Genomic DNA, 18,617 nt, shown 5'->3' with positions numbered 1-18,617 from the left:
TGGAGGAGTAGTCACCAAGGCCCTCAACAGTCTGGGCAGCATGGCAGGCAGATCAGCGGCGGTCGAATCGCCAGCAAAACTCGGCTAAGTAGCGCTGGGCATACCTGGTGTGATCAAATGAGTGATAGGTCCCTGCCGTGCTGGTCTTGAGGTTACCCAGCAAGGTGTTCACCCAACGCAGCTGGGGTGTCTGCGCCCCCTGGCGCCCACCTCCAGTCATAGAGCGCTCATGCGTGGCCTGGGCCTGGCTGGCGCACCTGGGCAAAGGCAGCGTGCCATCGCTGACCACGTGGCAGCCCGCAGCCAGGTGGCGACTGGCCCATTGCCGCATGTGCTCGTTGGTGAAGTCCGCCACAGGCGTCAGGCGCATGTACAGGGGACTGCCATCGACGCTTGTCTGCACCGCAGCGACGAAGGCCGTCTTGTTGGCCGCCTTGGGCCCGCCGTGGATGTGGCCTGTTTGGGCCATTTGCAACGGCACCCGCTGCGTTGCCAGCCGCTTGACCCGCTTGCGCTGGCGTACGACAAGGTCGGCTTCGCGATAGAGCCGATACACACGCTTGTGATTGACGCCCGGAAACTTCGGGCGCAGCAGGTCATGGATGCATCGGTAGCCAAAGCGTCGGCGGGCCTGGGCAATCTCGACGATCCTGCCTGTGAGTCACGGGTGGCTGCGTCCACCTCGGGCGGGAGAAGGTAGCTGTCGCGGGCGAGCCCCACGAGGCGGCAGGCGCGACGCTCGGACAGATGGTATTCGGCAACCATCTGTGCGATTGCATCGCGCTTGGCACGTGGGGCTAGCGCTTTACCCCCGGGACGCTCTTGAGCGCGTGCATGTCCAAGTGCGCCTCGGCCAACAGCTTCTTGAGCTTGGGGTTTTCGGCTTCGAGCTCACGCAGCCGCTGCGCCTCTGATGCCTGCATGCCGCCGAACTTGGCTCGCCACTTGTAGACGGTCGCGTCGCTGAAGCCGCCACTGCGGCACAGCTCCCTGATCGGCATGCCCGCCTCGGCCTGCCTGAGAAAGCCAATTATCTGCTCCTCGGTGAATCTGCTTTTCTTCATGTCCGTCATTCTCCTGGTGGTTGACGGACTTCACTAACTTCAGCTTGGCACGGCTGGCATGAGGCAGGTCACCGCGGCTCAAAAGAGTCCGAACATGCGCTGAGAGCTTCGGAAGCGCGGCGTTCTGGCGCCTCAACCACCATTGGGGTGTTAGCGAGAATCAAGGTTTTTGTATAAGACTGGACGCCGGAGTATGGCTATTCAAGACTTCCGTCCCGTGGGCATTTCCCACTGAGCCAGACACAGCAATGTGGTTGCAGCCATGTACTTCGCTACGCTGAACCAAGAATTGAAGATGCGCGACTTCCCTTCAATGCGCAAATTCATCGATACTGGTACTTCCGCAATCGTGAGACCTGCCCGGCGTATCAAAAGCAGGGCGCCAAGATCCTGATAGTCCAACAGCGTGGCTTCGCGAGAGGCCAATACGTTCATGACGTTGCGGTTGTATAGCCGAAAGCCGGAAGTCAGGTCGCGCAGATCGAACCCCGCCAGTTGGCGAAACCAGCGCCAGGCGAGTTGGCGTAGCTTGCTGGCGCGCTCCGGGAATGCTCCGACGACCAGATCGGCATGATCGCGTGCCTGAAGCAGCGTGGGTATTTCCTGTACTTCATGCTGCCCATCGGCATCCATGGTGATGACTGCTTGGTAGCCATGCAGCAACGCATAGCGAATACCCGCTTGCATGCCACCCCATGCGCCCATGGGGAGCACAGGATTCAGCACGCGGGCACCTGCCGCGCTGGCAATGGCTGCCGTATCGTCCGTGCTCTGGTCATTGATGACCAGCACATCGTGCCAGCCCTGCGCATGCAGATGCTGCAGCACGCTGCCGATGGTGCCGGCTTCGTTGCGCGCGGGGATTACCACCAGGAGGTCCTTGCCCCGAGCCGGTTTTTCCGCCTCTGGGGTCACCAGCTTATAGCTGGTGGCGAGCGCTTTTGCGCAGGCGGCAATCGAGAAATATTCAAGCAAGGCACGCTGTCCCGCCGCACCAAATGCCGCGCGTTGTTCGGGCAGGTCTTGCAAGTGCTGGAACGCCGCCCGCCAGCCCGAAATACCGTCTTCCGGGGGAACGCGCAAGCCAGCATCGGCCTTTGAGACGACCCAGGGCATGCCGGATCCGGGCAGGTCGCTCACGATGCAAGGCCGGGCATGGTGCATGGCTTCTAGCAGCACCATTCCGAAGGCCTCGGTCCGTTCGCACGAAGCAAGGCAGAAAACGTCACAACTCTGAAGCAGGGCATGTTTCTCGTTGTCACCCACGTTCCCCAAAAGGCGCACATTGGGCGGCTCGCCGGACCGGGTTTGGGTTGCAATGAGGGTCTCCAGCTCTTGGCGGGACTCGCCTTCTCCAATGATCAGCAGTTCCAGCCCTGGCTGGCCCGTCACAGCGCGGACCAGTGTCTCAAAACCTTTGTAGTAGGTGAGGCGCCCGATCGACAACAGGCGCAGTGCGCCGCAATCTTCGGCTGACCAGCTTTTCAGCGGTTCGGTGTCGTCGGGTGGTGCCGGGTTCGTGCAATCCAGGCCCAGGGGAACTACATCGCATTTGTCCCGCCATGTTCGAAGCGGCTCGCTGGCTTCCAGGTAAGGCGTGGATGTGGCAATGACCCGCGCCGCCTGGCTGAGTACGGCTTGTTCAAAAGGCCTGTAAAGGCGGTAGGCGATGGCAACTGCCGTGCGGATGCGTGATACCACCACGTCGGAATGCCAGTGCACCACCCACGGAATGTCGCGCGCCTGCGCCAGGGTGAGCGCCCAGAAAACAGAGTTGTTGGGCATGTGCAGGTGCAGCACATCAGGCTGGATGCGCTGAATGGCCTGTGCCAGGGCTCTTCGAAATCCCAGTGCGATGGGTGCGTAGATCACGCTGAACTGCACAGGCACCCGCTGCAACCAGACGGGATCATCGGGCAGGGGATCGCCGTGCACCAATGCATGGACATCCAGGCCCTGGCGCCGCTGCTCTTGAATCAGGTCGGCAAGAAACACTTCCATCCCCCCTCGGTGTGGGGGATAAAACTTGCCAATGTGTAATACGCGCAAAGTCACAGCCTGCTTGTCTGGTCGCTACTTGTGCTACTTCTTTGGGGCAGCGATGACGGCACGCATCTGGTTGTACTGCGGGTTCCGAGGGTCCAGCTTGATGGCCTGATCGATGTCGCTCAAGCTTGCTGCCTGCTGGCCCGCCCGGTGGTGGGCGATGGCGCGGCCGTAGTAGACCGGGGCGCCGGGGTTGGTGGCAATGAGTTGATCAAACACCTCAATGGCTGCCTTGGTTTCGCCTTTGCCCACCCGTGCCATGCCAAGGCCGAGCAGCAGGCGCGGATCTTTGGGGTTTGTCTGCAGCAGCACCTTAAACCCGCTGATGGCCTCGTCATACCTTTGCAGGGCCATCGCGGTCTCCACCAGCCGTATGCGCACTGTGGGTACCGTACTCTGCAGTTGAGGATCTTTTTCAGCCTTGGCCACGGCAGTGTGGAAGCTCTCCAGCGCAGGTGCAAGTTGCCCCAGCGCTGCTTGGGATTCGCCTCGGTGGTAATACAGGGCGGGCTCTGCGTACCCCTGCGCCTCTGCCGCGGCAAAAGCCTGAAGTGCTTCCGCGTGCTTTTTCTTGAGCTGCAGAACCACGCCCGCGTTAAAGCGTGCACTGCGTCCCAGTTCGCCCAGGTCTCCAAGGGCTGCCGCAGTAGACAGGTTCCACTGCGCTTGGTCTGTCATGCCCTTGCGCAGGTAGTAGGCCCCCAGATTCAGAAAAGGGCGGCTGCGCCCAACGGCATTGGCGGGGGCTTTGACATCGATCTTCTCGGCAGCATCGGTCCATGCGACCACTTCGTCGCTCAAAGAAAGGTTGCGCTCCAGGGCCAGCGCCCCACACAACAACCCCAGCACAGCGCCAAGGGCATAGATTGCTTTGGGCTTGAAGCCGGTGAGCACAATCGCCAGCAAGCCAGGAAGCGCCACTGCCCACAGGTAGCTGCGATAAAGCACAAAAGGGTCTTGCACCCAGACGGTGATGAACTCCGTGGCAAACCACAAAAGTGGAAAAAGAAGGAGTACCGCAGCAAGACTCAATGCGCCTGTGCGACGAAGCAGCAGCCACGCGGCCCCTGCAAAGAGCGCCAGATATGCCACCGCGCCAGCCAGGTGCCAGGACGATGCAAAGCCCAGCGGAAAGGCGGGACGCAGGTCGATAGACATCCAGCCAACATAGGGCACGATCCAGAGCAGCCCGTATGCAAAGAAGAGCCCTGCTTGATTCAGGATGCTCAGGGGAAAAATCTGCTGCGTAATGCCCGGGCGAAGCGCTTCGAGCTGCTGCGCAAAGGCCACAGATTGCGCATCAAAGAGCTGACCAATCAAGTCGCCGCGAAAGTGCAGCAGTGCGGCAGTGGCCACGCCCATCAGCAAAAGTGCAGCACCCAACACGACGGCAATGCTCTTCCAGCTGGGGTGCCGTATGTGGATGTAGATAGGAATGGTCAGGGCGGCGGTCATCACAGCATGCTCTTTGGACAACATGGCCAGCAGATAGGCCAGCAGTGCGCCTGCGTACCAGACCATTCGCTTGGTTTGCAGCCCACGCACAAAGGCCCAGCATGCGAGCACGGCAAACAGGGTTGCCATGAGGATGGATCGTTGGATCAGGTAGCCCACCGCGTAAACCGCCATGGGGTGGAGTGCAAACAATGCCACCCCAACCTGCAATGCAGCCCTTTGCGATGCGGCAAAGTGCGCCTGGTCCTCCATGTCCTGCGGGAAACGGGTGCTGGCCATCAGCGCTTTGAAGAACGCATACATGGCAGCCACCACACCCAGGTGCAAGGCAATGTTGACGATGCGTTGCTTCCACCAGCCAGCGCCTGCGATCTGGTCGACCCAGACGAAGCTGCCGTACGAGACCATGCGCGCCTTGAGGTCCAGCAGGCTGCCGTAGCCACTAAAGATGGAGCCTTCCGTGAGCCGAATGTCGTCAAACAGCAGCTCGTTGTTCAGTCCTGGCACATACACGCCCAGCACAGCCAATACCAAAACCAGGGCGAAAAAGTAGGGGGCTTTGCCGGATTGGGCCATGGAAGGGCGTTTGGAGGAGGGCCAGAGCCCAGGTGGGACGGTAGACCAAACCAGTTTAGCAGACCAAAAAACGTCTCAAATCGTGAAAAATGTCGCAGAAGAGAGCCGTTTGATGGAGCGCGCTGCGGTGGTTTGTAGTGCCGGTCGCTTTGGGCGTGACCGCATATATCTGTCTTGTCTCCGGACGGCGGTTACGGTTGGGATTTCTGTGGGCCCCGTCCGATCATCAAATCCAGGTTCTGAACAGCCGCCCCCGATGCCCCCTTGCCCAGGTTGTCGAACACGGCAGTCAGCAGCACCTGGCCATGGCGGGCGTTGCTGAAAACGCCCAACTGCAGCTGGTTGGTGCCGTTGAGGGCCTGCGGGTCCAGGTGCTGGGTGTCTTGCGCTTGCGCCAGACCCAGGACCTCAACATGGTCCGCACCGAGAAAGTGCTGGGCCAGGCAAGCGTGCAAACGCTCTCCGGTGGTGCCTGCGGGCAGCTGGCGCAGATGCAGCGCAATGGTGAGCGCAATCCCCTGGCGGAACGAACCATAGGCCGGAAGAAAAAACGGGCGTTGCGACAGCCCGGCATGCAGGGCGATTTCCGGGGTGTGTTTGTGTTCCAGACCCAGGCCGTAGAGCTGGAAGGCCGGGGCGTTGGCCGCGTTCGTGCCTTCATGTTCGTCCACGCGAGCCCGTCCGCCGCCCGAATACCCCGACACCGCGTGGATGGTGATGGGAAGGTCAGCGGGCACGAGCCCCGCCTGCACCAGGGGCCGCAGCAGGGCGATGGCGCCCGTGGGGTAGCAGCCTGGGTTGCTGACCCGCTTGGCGCCAGCAATGCGCGCGGCCTGGGCAGCGCCCATCTCTGGAAAGCCATACACCCACTGCGGGTCCGTGCGGTGCGCCGAGCTGGCGTCGATCACGCGCACGGCGGGGTTGACGATGGAGGCGGCTGCTTCGCGGGCAGGGGCATCGGGCAGGCACAGGATGGCGATATCGCAGCTGTTGATGGCCTCGGCGCGGCGGGTGGCGTTCTTGCGTTCGGCCTCGGGCAGGGTCAGCAGCTGCAGATCCGTGCGGCCACGCAGGCGTTCGTGGATCTGCAAACCGGTGGTGCCTTGGTCGCCATCGATGAAGACAAGGGGTGGGGTGGTCATGGGGCGGGTTCCTGCAATGGAGGGGATGTGGAATCTTCGGTCCCGGTCTAAACTTTGAAAAGTTGAATTTCACAAACATCAGGATCAGGTTTACTGAACGTCATGCGCGAACTCAATCTTGACCGGCTGCGCACCCTGGTCACCATTGCCGACCTGGGCTCCTTCGCAGAAGCCGCGCGCACGCTGCACCTGGCGCCGCCCACGGTGAGCCTGCACATCGCGGACCTGGAGGCCCACATCGGTGCGCCATTGCTGGTGCGCAAGCGGGGCGAGGTGCGTCCGTCCGCCGTGGGTGAGGTGCTGGTCGAACGTGCGCGGCGCTTGCTGGCGGACGCGGATGAAGCGATGGACCTGGTGCAACGCCAGGTGCAGGGGCTGGCGGGGCGTGTGCGCCTGGGCGCCTCCACGGGGGCCATTGCGCACCTGCTGCCCCAGGCCCTGGAGGCGCTGGGCCAGCACCACCCCGGCATCGACGTGCAGGTGGCCGTGCTCACTTCGCACGAAACCATGTCGCGGCTGGCCAATGGTGTGCTGGATGTGGGCCTGGTGGCCCTGCCACAGGCTGCCCTGCGCGGTGTGGCGGTGCTGCCGTGGCGGCGCGACCCAGTCATGGCGTTTGTGCCGTCCACCTGGCCTTCGCCCGCGCGGGTCACTCCCGGCTGGCTGGCGAGCCAGCCGCTGATCCTCAACGACGACGGCACCAGCCTGTCACGGCTGACGGGCGAGTGGTTTGCGCAAGCCGGCGAACACCCGAAGGCGCGCATCCAGCTGAACTACAACGACGCCATCAAGAGCCTGGTGGCGGCAGGCTATGGTGCAACGCTGCTGCCGCAAGAGGCTTCCACCTCCGTGCCACGGGACCCCCGCATCCGCATGCTGCCGCTGCAGCCCCGCCTGTGGCGGCCGCTGGGTATCGCGCACCGTGCAGGGCCAGTCGAGCGGGCCACCCAGCATGTGCTGGATGTGCTGTGGCAGCAAAAGCAGGGGTAGGGCAGTGGCAAGGCGGGGGCGGTACCGCCCATGCCCGTCGTGTTGCTCACCATGCGGCGCAAGATCGGATGCACAAATTACAGATAAAAATAGGCTCTAGCGCTTATCTATAAGGCGCAAGTAGCTATCAATATAGTAGCGTTGGTGGCTGCTTCAGAGGGGGTTCTCGGGCGCCAGCGCGCTGAGCACCATGCGCACGATCAGCTCCTCGGCCTTTTCGTAGTCGCGTTCTGTCAGTGCCGGTTTGCCCAGCAGCAGGGCGAACTGGGCCTCCTGCTCCGCATAGGCCTGCGTGACCGACCAGATGATGAACATCAGGTGCGTGAAGTTGACCTTGGCGATGCGGCCTTCTCGGGCCCAGCGTTCGAAGGTGCGCACCTCGGTCTTGAGCAGCGGCGCCACGCGCTCGATGATGGCGTTGCCATAACGTGGTGCACCGGCAATCACCTCTTTGGTGAAGACCTTGGCGCCCTGGGGGCGCGTGCGCGAATACTGCAGCTTGGCGCGGATATAGCGCCGCAGCGCCTGCTGGGGGTCGTCGCTGTGCGACAAGTCTTCCATCCCGGCCAGCCACTGGGTGAGCACGTCGTCGAGCACACGCTGGTACAGCGCCTCTTTGCTCGGAAAGTAATACAGCAGGTTGTGGCGGCTGATGCCGATGGCGGCTGCGATGTTTTCCAGCGAGGCGCCCTCAAAGCCGAACTGCGCAAAGTGGTTCTCGGCCTCAGTGAGGATGCCCTGTTCCTTGAGCAAGCGCGAGGCGGTGGGCGCGCGGGGCGTTGTCTCGTCGCTGGAGGTGGCGCGCGTTGTCCTGGGAGCGCGGGGGGCGGTGTCTGCGGGGGACGGGCGGGCGTCGGTCATCGCACCATTGTGGAACAAGCCAGGGGCCAAAAACTGGCATTTCGCTGGCGTGAGACGGAGATTTGTGGCGATTTGGCTGGCACGGGGTTTGCTCTAGGGATTTTACCAATTGGTAAATTTTTACGGGTTGGTAAATTGACCCACCACACAGGGCACCGCTGCGCCAAAGCAGCGGGCACCTGAATCCTACAGCGAGGCCCACGATGAAACCTCCGAAGTTTGCAAGCACAGGCGCCTGCGCCTGCGCTGCATTGGCTGGCCCCAGCCGCATGCGCAGCCAGCGCTGCGTGGCACGGGCGCATTGGAGCGTCTGTATGGCCTGCGCCCAGACCCCCACCCTGACCCTCTCGGAGGAAACCTGATGGACACACCCGCAAGCCGTGCCTGCGGCATTCATGCCGCACGCCTGAACCTGGCCGACTACGCTGCCAACTTCAGTGATGCGCACCCGCCGCTCACCAAACCCCAGGCCCTGATCGAGGCCGAGCGCTGCTACTACTGCCACGATGCGCCCTGCGCCACCGCCTGTCCCACGGGGATCGACATCCCATCGTTCATCCACCGCATTGCGCAGGACAACAACCGGGGTGCTGCCCGTGCCATCCTGGAGGCCAACCCGCTGGGCGGCATGTGCGCCCGCGTGTGCCCCACCGAAGTGCTGTGCGAACAGGCTTGCGTGCGCAACACCAACGAGGACAAGCCGGTGGAGATCGGCTCGCTGCAGCGCTATGCAACTGACGCATTTTTTGAAAAGCCCGGTGCACCGTTGTTCCAGCGCGCAGCCGCTACCGGCAAGCGCGTGGCCGTGGTGGGCGCAGGGCCGGCGGGCCTGGCCTGTGCGCATGGCCTGGCCGTGCGGGGGCATGACGTGGTGTTGTTCGAGGCGCGCCCCAAGCTCGGCGGCCTCAACGAATATGGCCTGGCCAGCTACAAGACCACCAACAACTTTGCGCAGAAGGAGGTGGAGTGGCTGCTGTCCATCGGCGGCATCGAGGTGCGCACCGGCCAGCAACTGGGCCGTGACATCACGCTCGATAGCCTGCTGGGCGCCTACGACGCCGTGTTCCTGGGCCTGGGCCTGCAGGGCGTGAACGCGCTGGGCGTGGCCGAGCCCACCGCCACCGGACTGCGCAATGCCGTGGATTTCATTGCCGAGCTGCGCCAGAGCGTCGACCTCTCGACCCTGCCCGTGGGCCGCCGGGTGGTGGTGATTGGTGGCGGCATGACAGCGGTGGATGCCGCCGTGCAGTCGCGCAAGCTGGGCGCCGAAGAAGTAACCATCGTCTACCGCCGGGGCGCGGAGGCCATGTCGGCATCGGCCGTGGAACAGCAATGGGCGCAGACGAACGGCGTGACCATCCGCCACTGGGCTGCACCGAAAGAGGTGCTGAGCGAAGGCGGCGCTGTCAAGGGCGTGCGTTTTGCCGCCACGGCGCTGAGCGGCGGCAAGCTGGTGGAAACCGGCGAAACCTTCACGCTCGATGCCGACATGGTGCTCAAGGCCATCGGCCAGACCTTTGTGGCCGAGCCTGTGGGCAAAAGCATTGCGCTGGAGGGCGGGCGCATCGCCACCGATGCCGAAGGCCAGACCAGCCTGGCGCGTGTGTGGGCCGGTGGCGACTGCCGCGTGGGCGGCCGCGACCTCACGGTGGAAGCGGTGGAGCACGGCAAGGTGGCCGCTGTCTCCATCCACGCCGCACTGATGGCCTGAACCCCTTCACCCAGTTTTCACGGGAGCACCCCATGGCAGACATTCGCAGCAATTTTCTGGGCATCCAAAGTCCCAACCCCTTCTGGCTCGCGTCCGCGCCACCCACCGACAAGGAGATCAACGTCACCCGCGCCTTCGAGGCGGGCTGGGGCGGCGTGGTGTGGAAGACGCTGGGCGAAGACCCACCGGTGGTCAATGTCAACGGCCCGCGTTACTCCACGCTGATGTCGCAAGACCGCCGTGTGATCGGCCTGAACAACATCGAGCTGATCACTGACCGGCCGCTGCACACCAACCTCGAAGAGATCAAGCGCGTCAAACGCAACTGGCCGGACCGCGCCATGATCGTCTCGCTCATGGTGCCGTGCGAGGAGCAGAGCTGGAAGAACATCCTGCCGCTCGTGGAAGACACCGGCGCCGATGGCATCGAACTCAACTTCGGCTGCCCCCACGGCATGAGCGAGCGTGGCATGGGCGCGGCCGTGGGCCAGGTGCCCGAGTACATCCAGATGGTCACGGCCTGGTGCAAGCACTACAGCAAGCTGCCCGTGATCGTGAAGCTCACGCCCAACATCACCGACGTGCGCCAGCCCGCACGCGCCGCCAAGGCGGGTGGGGCCGATGCGGTGTCGCTCATCAACACCATCAACTCCATCATGGGTGTGGACCTGGACCGCATGGTGATGAGCCCGAGCACCGACGGCTGGGGTTCGCACGGCGGCTACTGCGGCCCGGCCGTCAAGCCTATTGCGCTCAACATGGTGGCCGAGATTGCACGCGACGCGCAGACCGCGGGCCTGCCCATCAGTGGCATCGGCGGCATCACCACCTGGCGCGATGCGGCCGAGTACATAGCGCTGGGCTGCGGCACGGTGCAGGTGTGCACGGCGGCCATGGTGTACGGCTTCAAGATCGTGCAGGACATGTGCGATGGGCTGTCCAACTTCATGGACGAGCACGGCTACGCCACCTTGGATGACTTCAAGGGCCAGGCCGTGCCCACGGTCAAGGACTGGAAGAACCTCAATCTCAACCACATCGAAAAAGCCGTCATCAACCAGGATGCCTGCATCCAGTGCGGCCGCTGCCATGTGGTGTGCGAGGACACCTCGCACCAGGCCATCACCTTCACCAAAGAGGGTGGCGTGCGCAAGTTCGAGATCAACGAGGCCGAGTGCGTGGGTTGCAACCTGTGCGTGTCGATCTGCCCCGTGCCAGAGTGCATCACCATGCGCGCGCTCGCGCCCGGCGAAGTTGATGTGCGCACGGGCAAGAAAGTTACCGGCGAATACGCCAACTGGACCACGCACCCCAACAACCCGCAGCGCGTGTCTGCAGCGGCTTGATATGCGGCCCATGCGTGCGTGTGCCACAGACCCCGCAATGCGTTGTGACAGCACCCGTTGTGGTGCTGATTTGCAACGCATGCTGCACTGCATCTGGTGCAGTTCTTGCGTGATCTCTAGCATCGCTCGCTTCCCTTTGCCCGCCATCTGCCAGCGTGAGGGCGCTGAAACAGACGGCGGGTTGTGTGCAACCCCAACGACGTCTTTGACAGGAGTACAGGCATGACCAACAGTACCGGCAGCGCTGCCCACGTGGCGGGGCTAATGCCCGGCGGAGCCTCCAACACGCTCGCCAATGAAGATCTGCTCCCCACCACCGCCGCGCAGCGACACTGGACCTGGAAAGACTTCGCTGCACTCTGGGTGGGCATGGTGGTGTGTGTGCCCACCTACACCATGGCCAGCTCCATGCTCGACCAGGGCTTCACCTGGCAGATGGCGGTGTGGCTGGTGTTCCTGGCCAACTGCATCGTGCTCGTGCCCATGGTGCTGATCGGCCGTGTGGGACCCAAATATGGTGTGCCGTTCCCGGTGCTGGCGCGCGCTTCGTTCGGTGTGAAAGGCGCCAACCTGCCTGCCGTGTTGCGGGGCCTGGTGGCGTGTGGCTGGTTCTCCATCAACTGCTATTTCGGCGCGCTGGCGCTGCATGGCTTCCTGAACATCCTGGGCATGGGGCTCGCGGGCCCGGCCGAGGGGCAGACCATCAGCACCTCGCAGTTCATGTGTTTCCTCGCGTTCTGGGCAGTGCACATCTACTTCATCTGGAAGGGCCCAGAGTCCATCCGCAAGCTCGAAGTGATCGCCGCGCCGCTGATGATCATTGCGTCCATCGTGCTCGTCGTGGTGCTGATGATGAAGGTGCCTTCGGGCCAGCTCTTCAACCTGCCTGCCAAGGTGGTCGAGGGTGGCCCCAAGACCTGGGCGGCGCTGACGGGCCTGGTCGGCTTCTGGGCTACGCTTGCGCTCAACATCCCGGACTTCACGCGCTTTGCCAAGTCGCAAAAGGACCAGGTCATGGGCCAAGCCATCGGCCTGCCGATTCCCATGGCACTGTTCTCCATGGTGGGTGTGATTGGTTTCTCGGCCTCAGCCATCCTGTATGGCAAGGCACAGTTGTTCCCCGACGGCCTGCTCACGCAAATGGGCAGCGTGGCTGCGGGCGTGGGCCTGCTGGTGATCCTGCTGGCCAACCTGACCACCAACGTCGCCGCCAACCTGGTGTCGCCGTCGTATGACTTCAGCCAGGTCGCACCGTCCAAGATCAGCTTCCGCATGGGTGGCCTGATCGCCGCGCTGATTGGCCTGGTGTTCATGCCCTGGAAGCTGCTGGCCACCTCGGGCGGCTACCTGTTCACCTGGCTGGGCGGCTACGGCACGCTGCTGGGCGCCATCGCGGGCATCCTGCTGGTGGACTACTACCTGGTGCGCAAGAGCGAGCTGAAGGTGGACGACCTGTACCGCCGCGGCGGCGAATACGAGTACAGCAATGGCTGGAACGTGCAGGCGCTGATTGCCTTTGCGCTGGGCGTGCTGCCCTGCCTGCCGGGCTACCTGGCCGTGTCGGGCGTGATCGACAAGGCGGCTGTGCCCGGCCTGCTGCTCGCGCTGTTTGACTTTGGCTGGTTCTTCAGCCTGGCCGTGGCCGGCACCTACTACTACCTGACTGCCAAGAAGAAGTGACCCCTTGGCCCTGCCTGGGCCTGGTGCCAGTGCAGGGCCTTTTTTTGATCTGATCCGTATCCCTGAAGGAGACCCCCATGACCCAAGCCCTTGTGATCCGCGGTGGCACCGTGGTCAACGCCGACCGTGAACAGCGCGCCGATGTGTTGTGCGTCGATGGCCGCATCGTGGCCGTGGGGGACGGGGCTGCGGCGCAGGCCCCCGCAGGTGCGCAGACGCTGGATGCCAGCGGCCAGTACGTGCTGCCCGGTGGCATCGACCCGCACACCCACATGCAGCTGCCGTTCATGGGCACCGTCACCATGGACGACTTCTACACCGGCACGGCCGCCGCGCTGGCCGGCGGCACCACGAGCATCATCGACTTCGTGATCCCCGACCCGCAGGAGCCGCTGATGGACGCCTACCGCAAGTGGCGCGGCTGGGCCGAGAAGTCGGCGGCCGACTATTCCTTCCACGTTGCCGTCACTTGGTGGAGCGAGCAGGTGCGCGCCGACATGGGCACGCTGGTGCAGGACGAGGGCGTGAACAGCTTCAAGCACTTCATGGCCTACAAGAACGCCATCATGTGCGACGACGAAACCCTGGTGAACAGCTTCAAGCGCGCGCTGGAGCTGGGCGCTATGCCCACGGTGCATGCCGAGAACGGCGAGCTGGTGTACCTGCTGCAGCAGGAGGTCGCGAAGATGGGCATCACCGGCCCCGAGGGCCACCCGCTGTCGCGCCCGCCCATGGTCGAGGCCGAGGCCGCCAACCGCGCCATCGCCATCGCCGACGTGCTGGGCGTTCCCATCTACGTGGTGCATGTGAGCTGCATGGAGTCGGCCGACGCCATTGCCCGCGCACGTGCGCGCGGCCAGCGCGTGTACGGCGAGGTGCTGGCGGGCCACCTGCTGGTGGACGACAGCGTCTACCGCGACCCTGACTTTGCCAAAGCCGCCGCCTATGTGATGAGCCCGCCCTTCCGCCCCAAGGGCCACCAGGAGGCGCTTTGGCGCGGCCTGCAGTCGGGCCAGCTGCATACCACCGCCACAGACCATTGCACCTTCTGCGCCGCGCAGAAGGCTATGGGCAAGGAGAATTTCGCCAAGATCCCCAACGGCACGGGCGGCGTGGAAGAACGCATGGCCGCGCTGTGGGATGGCGGCGTGAACACCGGGCGCCTCACGCCCAGCGAGTTCGTGGCCATCACCTCGGCCAATGCGGCCAAGCTGTTCAACATCTATCCGCGCAAGGGTTTCATCGGCGAAGGTGCCGATGCCGACTTGGTGCTGTGGGACCCGCAAGGCACCAAGACCTTCTCGGCCAAGACGCAGTTCAGCAAGGGCGACTTCAACATCTTTGAAGGCCGCACCGTGCGCGGCATTCCCAGCCACACCGTGAGCCAGGGCCGCGTGGTGTTTGCCAACGGCGACCTGCGGGCGGAGCAGGGCAAGGGCCGCTACATCAAGCGCCCCGCGTTTGGCGCCAATTTCCAGGCCGTGCAAAAGCGTGCGCAGGACCTGGCCCCCTCGGCGGTGGCGCGCTAAGCGCTGCAATGCATCTGGAGAACACCATGGACACCAAAGTCAAACCCGACATCGAAAACCTGCGCATCGACGGCGATCGCCTGTGGGCGTCACTCATGGAGCTGGCGCAGATCGGCGCCACGCCCAAGGGCGGCGTGTGCCGCCTGACCCTCACCGACCTGGACAAGCAGGGTCGTGATTTGGTCACCCGCTGGGCACGAGAAGCTGGCATGACCGTCACCATCGACAAGATCGGCAACGGCTTCATGCGCCGCCCCGGGCGCAACAACAGCCTGCCACCCATCATGACCGGCAGCCACATCGACACCCAGCCCACCGGCGGCAAGTTCGACGGCAACTACGGCGTGCTGGCAGGCATCGAGGTGGTGCGCACCCTCAACGACCACGGCATCGAAACCGAGGCCCCCATCGAAGTCGCCTTCTGGACCAATGAAGAAGGCAGCCGCTTTGTGCCCGTGATGATGGGCTCCGGCGTGTTCGCCAAAGCCTTCACGCTGGAGCACGCCTACGCCGCCACCGACACCGAAGGCAAGACGGTGAAGGGCGAGCTGGAGCGCATCGGCTACATCGGAGACCAGGAACCGGGAGACCACCCCATCGGCGCCTACTTCGAAACCCACATCGAACAAGGCCCCGTGCTGGAAGACAACGACAAGACCATCGGCGTGGTCAGCGGCGTGCTGGGCATCCGCTGGTTTGACTGCACCGTGACCGGCATGGAAGCCCACGCCGGCCCCACGCCCATGGCCCTGCGCAAGGACGCGATGCTGGCCGCCACACGCATCATGCAAGACGTAGTCGCTGCCGCCCACCGCCACCCGCCGCACGGGCGCGGCACCGTGGGCATGGTGCAAGTGTTCCCCAACAGCCGCAACGTCATCCCCGGCCGGGTCAAGTTCAGCATCGACCTGCGCAACAGCACCGACGCGCTGGTTGATGCCATGGCCGCTGAGGTCAAGGCCTTCGCCGACCAGGTGGCCCAAGAACACGGTGTGCAGGTGCACATCGAGATGGTGTCGAGCTACCCCGCGCAACTCTTCCAGCCCGAGTGTGTGGAGGCCGTGGGCCGCGCCGCAGCCAAGCTGGGCTACAGCCACATGCCCGCTGTCTCGGGCGCGGGGCACGACGCGGTCTACATGGCCAAGCTGGCGCCCAGCGGCATGATCTTCATCCCCTGCAAGGACGGCATCAGCCACAACGAGATCGAGGATGCCAAACCCGAGCACATCGAGGCGGGATGCAACGTGCTGCTGCATGCCATGCTGGAGCGTGCGGGGACGTGAGGTGGTGCTATTCAAATAATAGCTTTATGCGCTTATTGGATAAGCGCTAGAGGCTGTTCTTGCTTGAAGTCTGGCTGCACGTTGTCAGTGCAGCTCCGTCAACCCCAAGAAGTGGTCTAGCATGTGGAAGTGGTCTTCAAAGAATTCCTCTTCCATCCCCGCCAGCTGGTCGATGCGTGTCCACTGCACCAGCATCGCGTCGTCATCGGCCTGTACCAGCGGAAACGGCGCGTCCCCCAGGTCGAAGTAGTGCGCATGCGTGATGGTGCGGCCACGTTGGCTGCGGTCGGGGTGGTCGAACACGGCCACGGACTGCAGCGCGGCGCGCATGGTGGCCTCGGGCAGGTGGCAGTGGGTTTCTTCCACCAGTTCGCGCAGGCAGGACTGCCACACCGTTTCGCGCTGTTCGATGAAGCCACCGGGCACGGCCAGCTGGCCCTTGCCGGGTGCGTGTGCGCGGCGGATCAGCAGCACATGGTCCTGGCAGCGCAGCACCGCGTCCACCGTCACGAAGACGGGTGGGTAGGGCGCGGCGGCCCAGGCCTGCCGGTAGCCGCGCAGCATCTGCCACTCCTGCTGCAGCGCCAGGTAGTGCGGGGTCTGCGCAAACTCGGTCAGCGTGGCCAGGGTGCTGGCAGGCATCTGGTCAGCCAGAGGAGCGAGGGCGGACTGCACCGTGTCGGGTGTGGCGCCAAACCAGGCGCCGCGGATGGCGGTGGCGTCAATCGGCCCCTGGCGCTCCACATGGATCAGCTCCCAACCCGGGAACGCGCTCAGGTAGCCGCTGGTGGCGTCCTTGAAGTGACCCACCAGTCCGATCCGCGCACCGGGTGTCGTCAGCCGCGCCACGCCCTGGCGCACGGCCTGCACCCAGACCGCCTCGTTGTAGTAGTCGCGCATGGGCAGGACCACCATGCGGCTGCGGTCGACCTCGGGCAACGCATTGCGCAGCATGGCCTCGCGCTCTGGCCAGGTGAAGGGGTTCTTGGGCGAGCGCGCCTGCCAGGCCGAGCCCACCACCACGATGACCTGCTGCGCGCTGTCGAGCGCGCGCTGCAGCAGCGCCATGTGGCCGTTGTGCACGGGTTCAAAACGCCCGATGTAGATGGCGGTATCGACCATGTGTCTCCAGTCGTTATCGGGTGATTTTTAAGTGTTTTTGGTCGCTAGCGCTTATCTGTAAAGCGCTAGCAGCTATCTTTTTGGTAGTAATTTTACCCTGGAGCCGTATTACACATACCGCGCAGCAATAGGCATCTGGCGCCCGCTGCCAAAGGCCCGGGCCCGCACGCGCACGATGGGCGGGGCCTGGCGGCGTTTGTATTCGTTACGCGCCACCATCATGCGCACGCGCTGCACCAGGGCGCGGCCCGCGTCGTCGGTTTGCAGCTGGGCCACAAAATTCTGGGCCGCCGCGTGCTCCGCAGCAGAAAGGCGGTCGCCTTCGATGAGCAGCTTGAGCACTTCGTCGAGCACGGGGTAGGGCGGCAGGCTGTCCACATCGCGCTGGCCGGGGGCCAGTTCGGCAGAGGGTTCCTTGTCGATGATGGCCTGTGGAATCAGCACGCGCCCGGCGTGTTCGTTGACGTGGCGCGAAAGGGCAAACACCTCCGTCTTGTAGAGGTCGCCAATCAAGCCCAGCCCGCCGTTGGTGTCGCCATACAGCGTGCAGTAGCCCACCGAGATTTCGCTCTTGTTGCCCGTGGTGAGCAGCAGGTGGCCGAAGGCGTTGGAGTACTCCATCAGCACCGTTCCGCGAATGCGCGCCTGCAGATTTTCGAGTGGCAGGCCCGCCAGTGGTTTGCCAAAGCTGGCCTCGAACTGCTGCGCATAGCCCGCCACCAGCTCGGCAATCGGGTGTGTGAAGAGCTGCACCCCCAGGTTGCGGCACAGCACCACCGAGTCATCGACCGAGCCGCTGCTGGAGTAGCGCGAGGGCATGGTGATGCCGACCACGTTGTCCGCACCCAGCGCTTCCACGGCCAAGGCGAGCGTCAGCGCGCTGTCGATGCCGCCCGAGCTGCCCACCACCACCTGCGTAAAGCCGCAGCGCCGTGCGTAGTCACGCAGGCCCAGCACGATCTGCTGGCGGTAGAAGTCCATGGTGGGCAGACCCTGTGCGGGCACGGGGGCGGGGCGTGCGCCTTCCGCGCTCAGAAAATGCCCGTTGTCGAACTGCAGCGTGCACACGTCTTCCACAAACCGCTGCGCTTCAAAGACGACACCCGCATCGGGCTCGGCCGCGAACGATGCGCCGTCGTACACCACCTGGTCGTGCCCACCGATCTGATTCACGTACAGGATCGGCAGGCCGTGGCGGCGCGCGGCGTCGGCAAAGATCTGGTGGCGCTGCTCGCGTTTTCCAGTGTGGCTGGGACTGGCGTTGATGCTCACCACCAGGTCGGGCGCGGCGTCGCGCATGCGCTCGAAAGGGTTGGTGGCGTAGTCGGCGCCGTGGTCGTTCCAGCCGTCTTCGCAGATCAGCAGGCCCACCTGCGTGCTGCCCACACGCAGCACCTTGGCCACGTCTGGTCCGGGCTCGAAGTGGCGGCGCTCGTCAAAGATGTTGTAGGTGGGCAGCAGCTGCTTGGCGTATTGCAGGCGCACAGCCCCGCCTTGCAGCACCAGCAGGCTGTTGTGCAAGCGCTTGCCGGGGCCGCGCGCGGGTGTGGGCGCGCCCAACACCCAGTGCAGCTGGGGTAGTTCAGCAGAGGCCTGTTGTAACGCGGAGATACCGGACTCGATGCGTTGCTGAAAGCCGGTTTCCTCCAGCATGTCGCCGGGGTAGTAGCCGCACAGCGACAGCTCGCTGAACACGACGAGGTCGGCCTGTTCGCGCGCCGCCTGCTGCGCGGCGGCCACCATGCGGGCCACGTTGCCTTCGATGTCACCGACGGTGAAGTTGAGCTGGGCAAGGGTGATGCGGAGCATGGT

Annotated in this window: 13 protein-coding genes and 1 pseudogene; 6 read left to right on the top strand and 8 right to left on the bottom strand. The window is 64.1% G+C overall.

The window, feature by feature from the left end; genetic code table 11:
* Window positions 1-52 precede the first annotated feature (52 nt).
* From LPA35_RS21545 to argC, 5 genes and pseudogenes are all read right to left on the bottom strand, one after another.
* Complete coding sequence (locus LPA35_RS21545; RefSeq protein WP_228898904.1) at window positions 53-469, bottom strand: IS1595 family transposase; 417 nt, start codon at window positions 467-469, stop codon at window positions 53-55.
* Window positions 461-1,064: pseudogene (locus LPA35_RS21540) on the bottom strand (transposase); the annotation flags it as partial. The gene LPA35_RS21545 and the pseudogene LPA35_RS21540, both read right to left, overlap by 9 nt.
* A gap of 201 nt (window positions 1,065-1,265) precedes the next feature.
* Window positions 1,266-3,065, bottom strand: coding sequence for a glycosyltransferase (locus LPA35_RS21535; RefSeq protein WP_055401364.1), 1,800 nt, complete (start codon window positions 3,063-3,065; stop codon window positions 1,266-1,268).
* A gap of 81 nt (window positions 3,066-3,146) precedes the next feature.
* Window positions 3,147-5,141, bottom strand: coding sequence for a tetratricopeptide repeat protein (locus LPA35_RS21530; RefSeq protein ID WP_228898849.1), 1,995 nt, complete (start codon window positions 5,139-5,141; stop codon window positions 3,147-3,149).
* 191 nt (window positions 5,142-5,332) lie between these two features.
* Window positions 5,333-6,283: an N-acetyl-gamma-glutamyl-phosphate reductase gene (gene argC, locus LPA35_RS21525; RefSeq protein ID WP_228898846.1), complete on the bottom strand. Its 951-nt coding sequence runs from the start codon at window positions 6,281-6,283 to the stop codon at window positions 5,333-5,335.
* 102 nt (window positions 6,284-6,385) lie between these two features.
* Here argC and LPA35_RS21520 point away from each other — a divergent pair, with 102 nt between their 5' ends.
* The gene (locus LPA35_RS21520) at window positions 6,386-7,273 is read left to right on the top strand and encodes a LysR family transcriptional regulator (protein WP_228898844.1); all 888 of its coding nucleotides are present in this window, start codon (window positions 6,386-6,388) and stop codon (window positions 7,271-7,273) included.
* A gap of 153 nt (window positions 7,274-7,426) precedes the next feature.
* Here LPA35_RS21520 and LPA35_RS21515 read toward each other — a convergent pair whose 3' ends face one another.
* Window positions 7,427-8,134, bottom strand: a complete 708-nt coding sequence (locus LPA35_RS21515; RefSeq protein WP_176888401.1) for a TetR/AcrR family transcriptional regulator — start codon at window positions 8,132-8,134, stop codon at window positions 7,427-7,429.
* 361 nt (window positions 8,135-8,495) lie between these two features.
* Between LPA35_RS21515 and LPA35_RS21510 the strand changes: the two genes are divergently transcribed.
* The 5 genes from LPA35_RS21510 to LPA35_RS21490 all read left to right on the top strand — a co-directional run bounded on the left by LPA35_RS21510 (window position 8,496) and on the right by LPA35_RS21490 (window position 15,683).
* Window positions 8,496-9,845 (top strand): NAD(P)-dependent oxidoreductase, encoded by a 1,350-nt coding sequence (locus LPA35_RS21510; protein ID WP_228898842.1) that lies wholly within the window; start codon window positions 8,496-8,498, stop codon window positions 9,843-9,845.
* 32 nt (window positions 9,846-9,877) lie between these two features.
* Complete coding sequence (preA, locus tag LPA35_RS21505; protein WP_228898841.1) at window positions 9,878-11,191, top strand: NAD-dependent dihydropyrimidine dehydrogenase subunit PreA; 1,314 nt, start codon at window positions 9,878-9,880, stop codon at window positions 11,189-11,191.
* A 222-nt stretch (window positions 11,192-11,413) separates the two neighbouring features.
* Window positions 11,414-12,871 (top strand): NCS1 family nucleobase:cation symporter-1, encoded by a 1,458-nt coding sequence (locus tag LPA35_RS21500; RefSeq protein ID WP_121507475.1) that lies wholly within the window; start codon window positions 11,414-11,416, stop codon window positions 12,869-12,871.
* Window positions 12,872-12,948: 77 nt separating this feature from the next.
* Window positions 12,949-14,400, top strand: coding sequence for a dihydropyrimidinase (gene hydA, locus LPA35_RS21495; RefSeq protein ID WP_228898834.1), 1,452 nt, complete (start codon window positions 12,949-12,951; stop codon window positions 14,398-14,400).
* A 26-nt stretch (window positions 14,401-14,426) separates the two neighbouring features.
* Window positions 14,427-15,683, top strand: a complete 1,257-nt coding sequence (locus LPA35_RS21490; RefSeq protein ID WP_228898833.1) for a Zn-dependent hydrolase — start codon at window positions 14,427-14,429, stop codon at window positions 15,681-15,683.
* An 84-nt stretch (window positions 15,684-15,767) separates the two neighbouring features.
* Here LPA35_RS21490 and LPA35_RS21485 read toward each other — a convergent pair whose 3' ends face one another.
* Window positions 15,768-16,805 carry a bifunctional nicotinamide-nucleotide adenylyltransferase/Nudix hydroxylase gene (locus LPA35_RS21485; protein ID WP_228898832.1) on the bottom strand — a complete coding sequence of 346 codons (1,038 nt, stop codon included), beginning with the start codon at window positions 16,803-16,805 and terminating at the stop codon, window positions 15,768-15,770.
* Between the two features lie 108 nt (window positions 16,806-16,913).
* Window positions 16,914-18,614: an NAD+ synthase gene (locus LPA35_RS21480; protein WP_228898831.1), complete on the bottom strand. Its 1,701-nt coding sequence runs from the start codon at window positions 18,612-18,614 to the stop codon at window positions 16,914-16,916.
* Between the last annotated feature and the right edge of the window lie 3 nt (window positions 18,615-18,617).

Origin of the sequence: Acidovorax sp. Leaf73, assembly GCF_916855635.1 — a bacterium.
In the GTDB taxonomy this organism is placed as follows: Bacteria; Pseudomonadota; Gammaproteobacteria; order Burkholderiales; family Burkholderiaceae_C; genus Acidovorax; species Acidovorax facilis.
Note: the sequence above shows the minus strand (reverse complement) of the source record. Positions and strands in the feature narration are given on the sequence as shown.

What these genes read in the sequence shown, in the direction of transcription:
- LPA35_RS21535 (WP_055401364.1), bottom strand. Translation starts at nt 3,065, where the DNA reads ATGGAAGTGTTTCTTGCCGACCTGATTCAAGAGCAGCGGCGCCAGGGC.
- hydA (WP_228898834.1), top strand. Translation starts at nt 12,949, where the DNA reads ATGACCCAAGCCCTTGTGATCCGCGGTGGCACCGTGGTCAACGCCGAC.
- LPA35_RS21545 (WP_228898904.1), bottom strand. Translation starts at nt 469, where the DNA reads ATGGCCCAAACAGGCCACATCCACGGCGGGCCCAAGGCGGCCAACAAG.
- LPA35_RS21515 (WP_176888401.1), bottom strand. Translation starts at nt 8,134, where the DNA reads ATGACCGACGCCCGCCCGTCCCCCGCAGACACCGCCCCCCGCGCTCCC.
- LPA35_RS21500 (WP_121507475.1), top strand. Translation starts at nt 11,414, where the DNA reads ATGACCAACAGTACCGGCAGCGCTGCCCACGTGGCGGGGCTAATGCCC.
- LPA35_RS21490 (WP_228898833.1), top strand. Translation starts at nt 14,427, where the DNA reads ATGGACACCAAAGTCAAACCCGACATCGAAAACCTGCGCATCGACGGC.
- LPA35_RS21480 (WP_228898831.1), bottom strand. Translation starts at nt 18,614, where the DNA reads ATGCTCCGCATCACCCTTGCCCAGCTCAACTTCACCGTCGGTGACATC.
- LPA35_RS21520 (WP_228898844.1), top strand. Translation starts at nt 6,386, where the DNA reads ATGCGCGAACTCAATCTTGACCGGCTGCGCACCCTGGTCACCATTGCC.
- LPA35_RS21510 (WP_228898842.1), top strand. Translation starts at nt 8,496, where the DNA reads ATGGACACACCCGCAAGCCGTGCCTGCGGCATTCATGCCGCACGCCTG.
- argC (WP_228898846.1), bottom strand. Translation starts at nt 6,283, where the DNA reads ATGACCACCCCACCCCTTGTCTTCATCGATGGCGACCAAGGCACCACC.
- preA (WP_228898841.1), top strand. Translation starts at nt 9,878, where the DNA reads ATGGCAGACATTCGCAGCAATTTTCTGGGCATCCAAAGTCCCAACCCC.
- LPA35_RS21530 (WP_228898849.1), bottom strand. Translation starts at nt 5,141, where the DNA reads ATGGCCCAATCCGGCAAAGCCCCCTACTTTTTCGCCCTGGTTTTGGTA.
- LPA35_RS21485 (WP_228898832.1), bottom strand. Translation starts at nt 16,805, where the DNA reads ATGGTCGATACCGCCATCTACATCGGGCGTTTTGAACCCGTGCACAAC.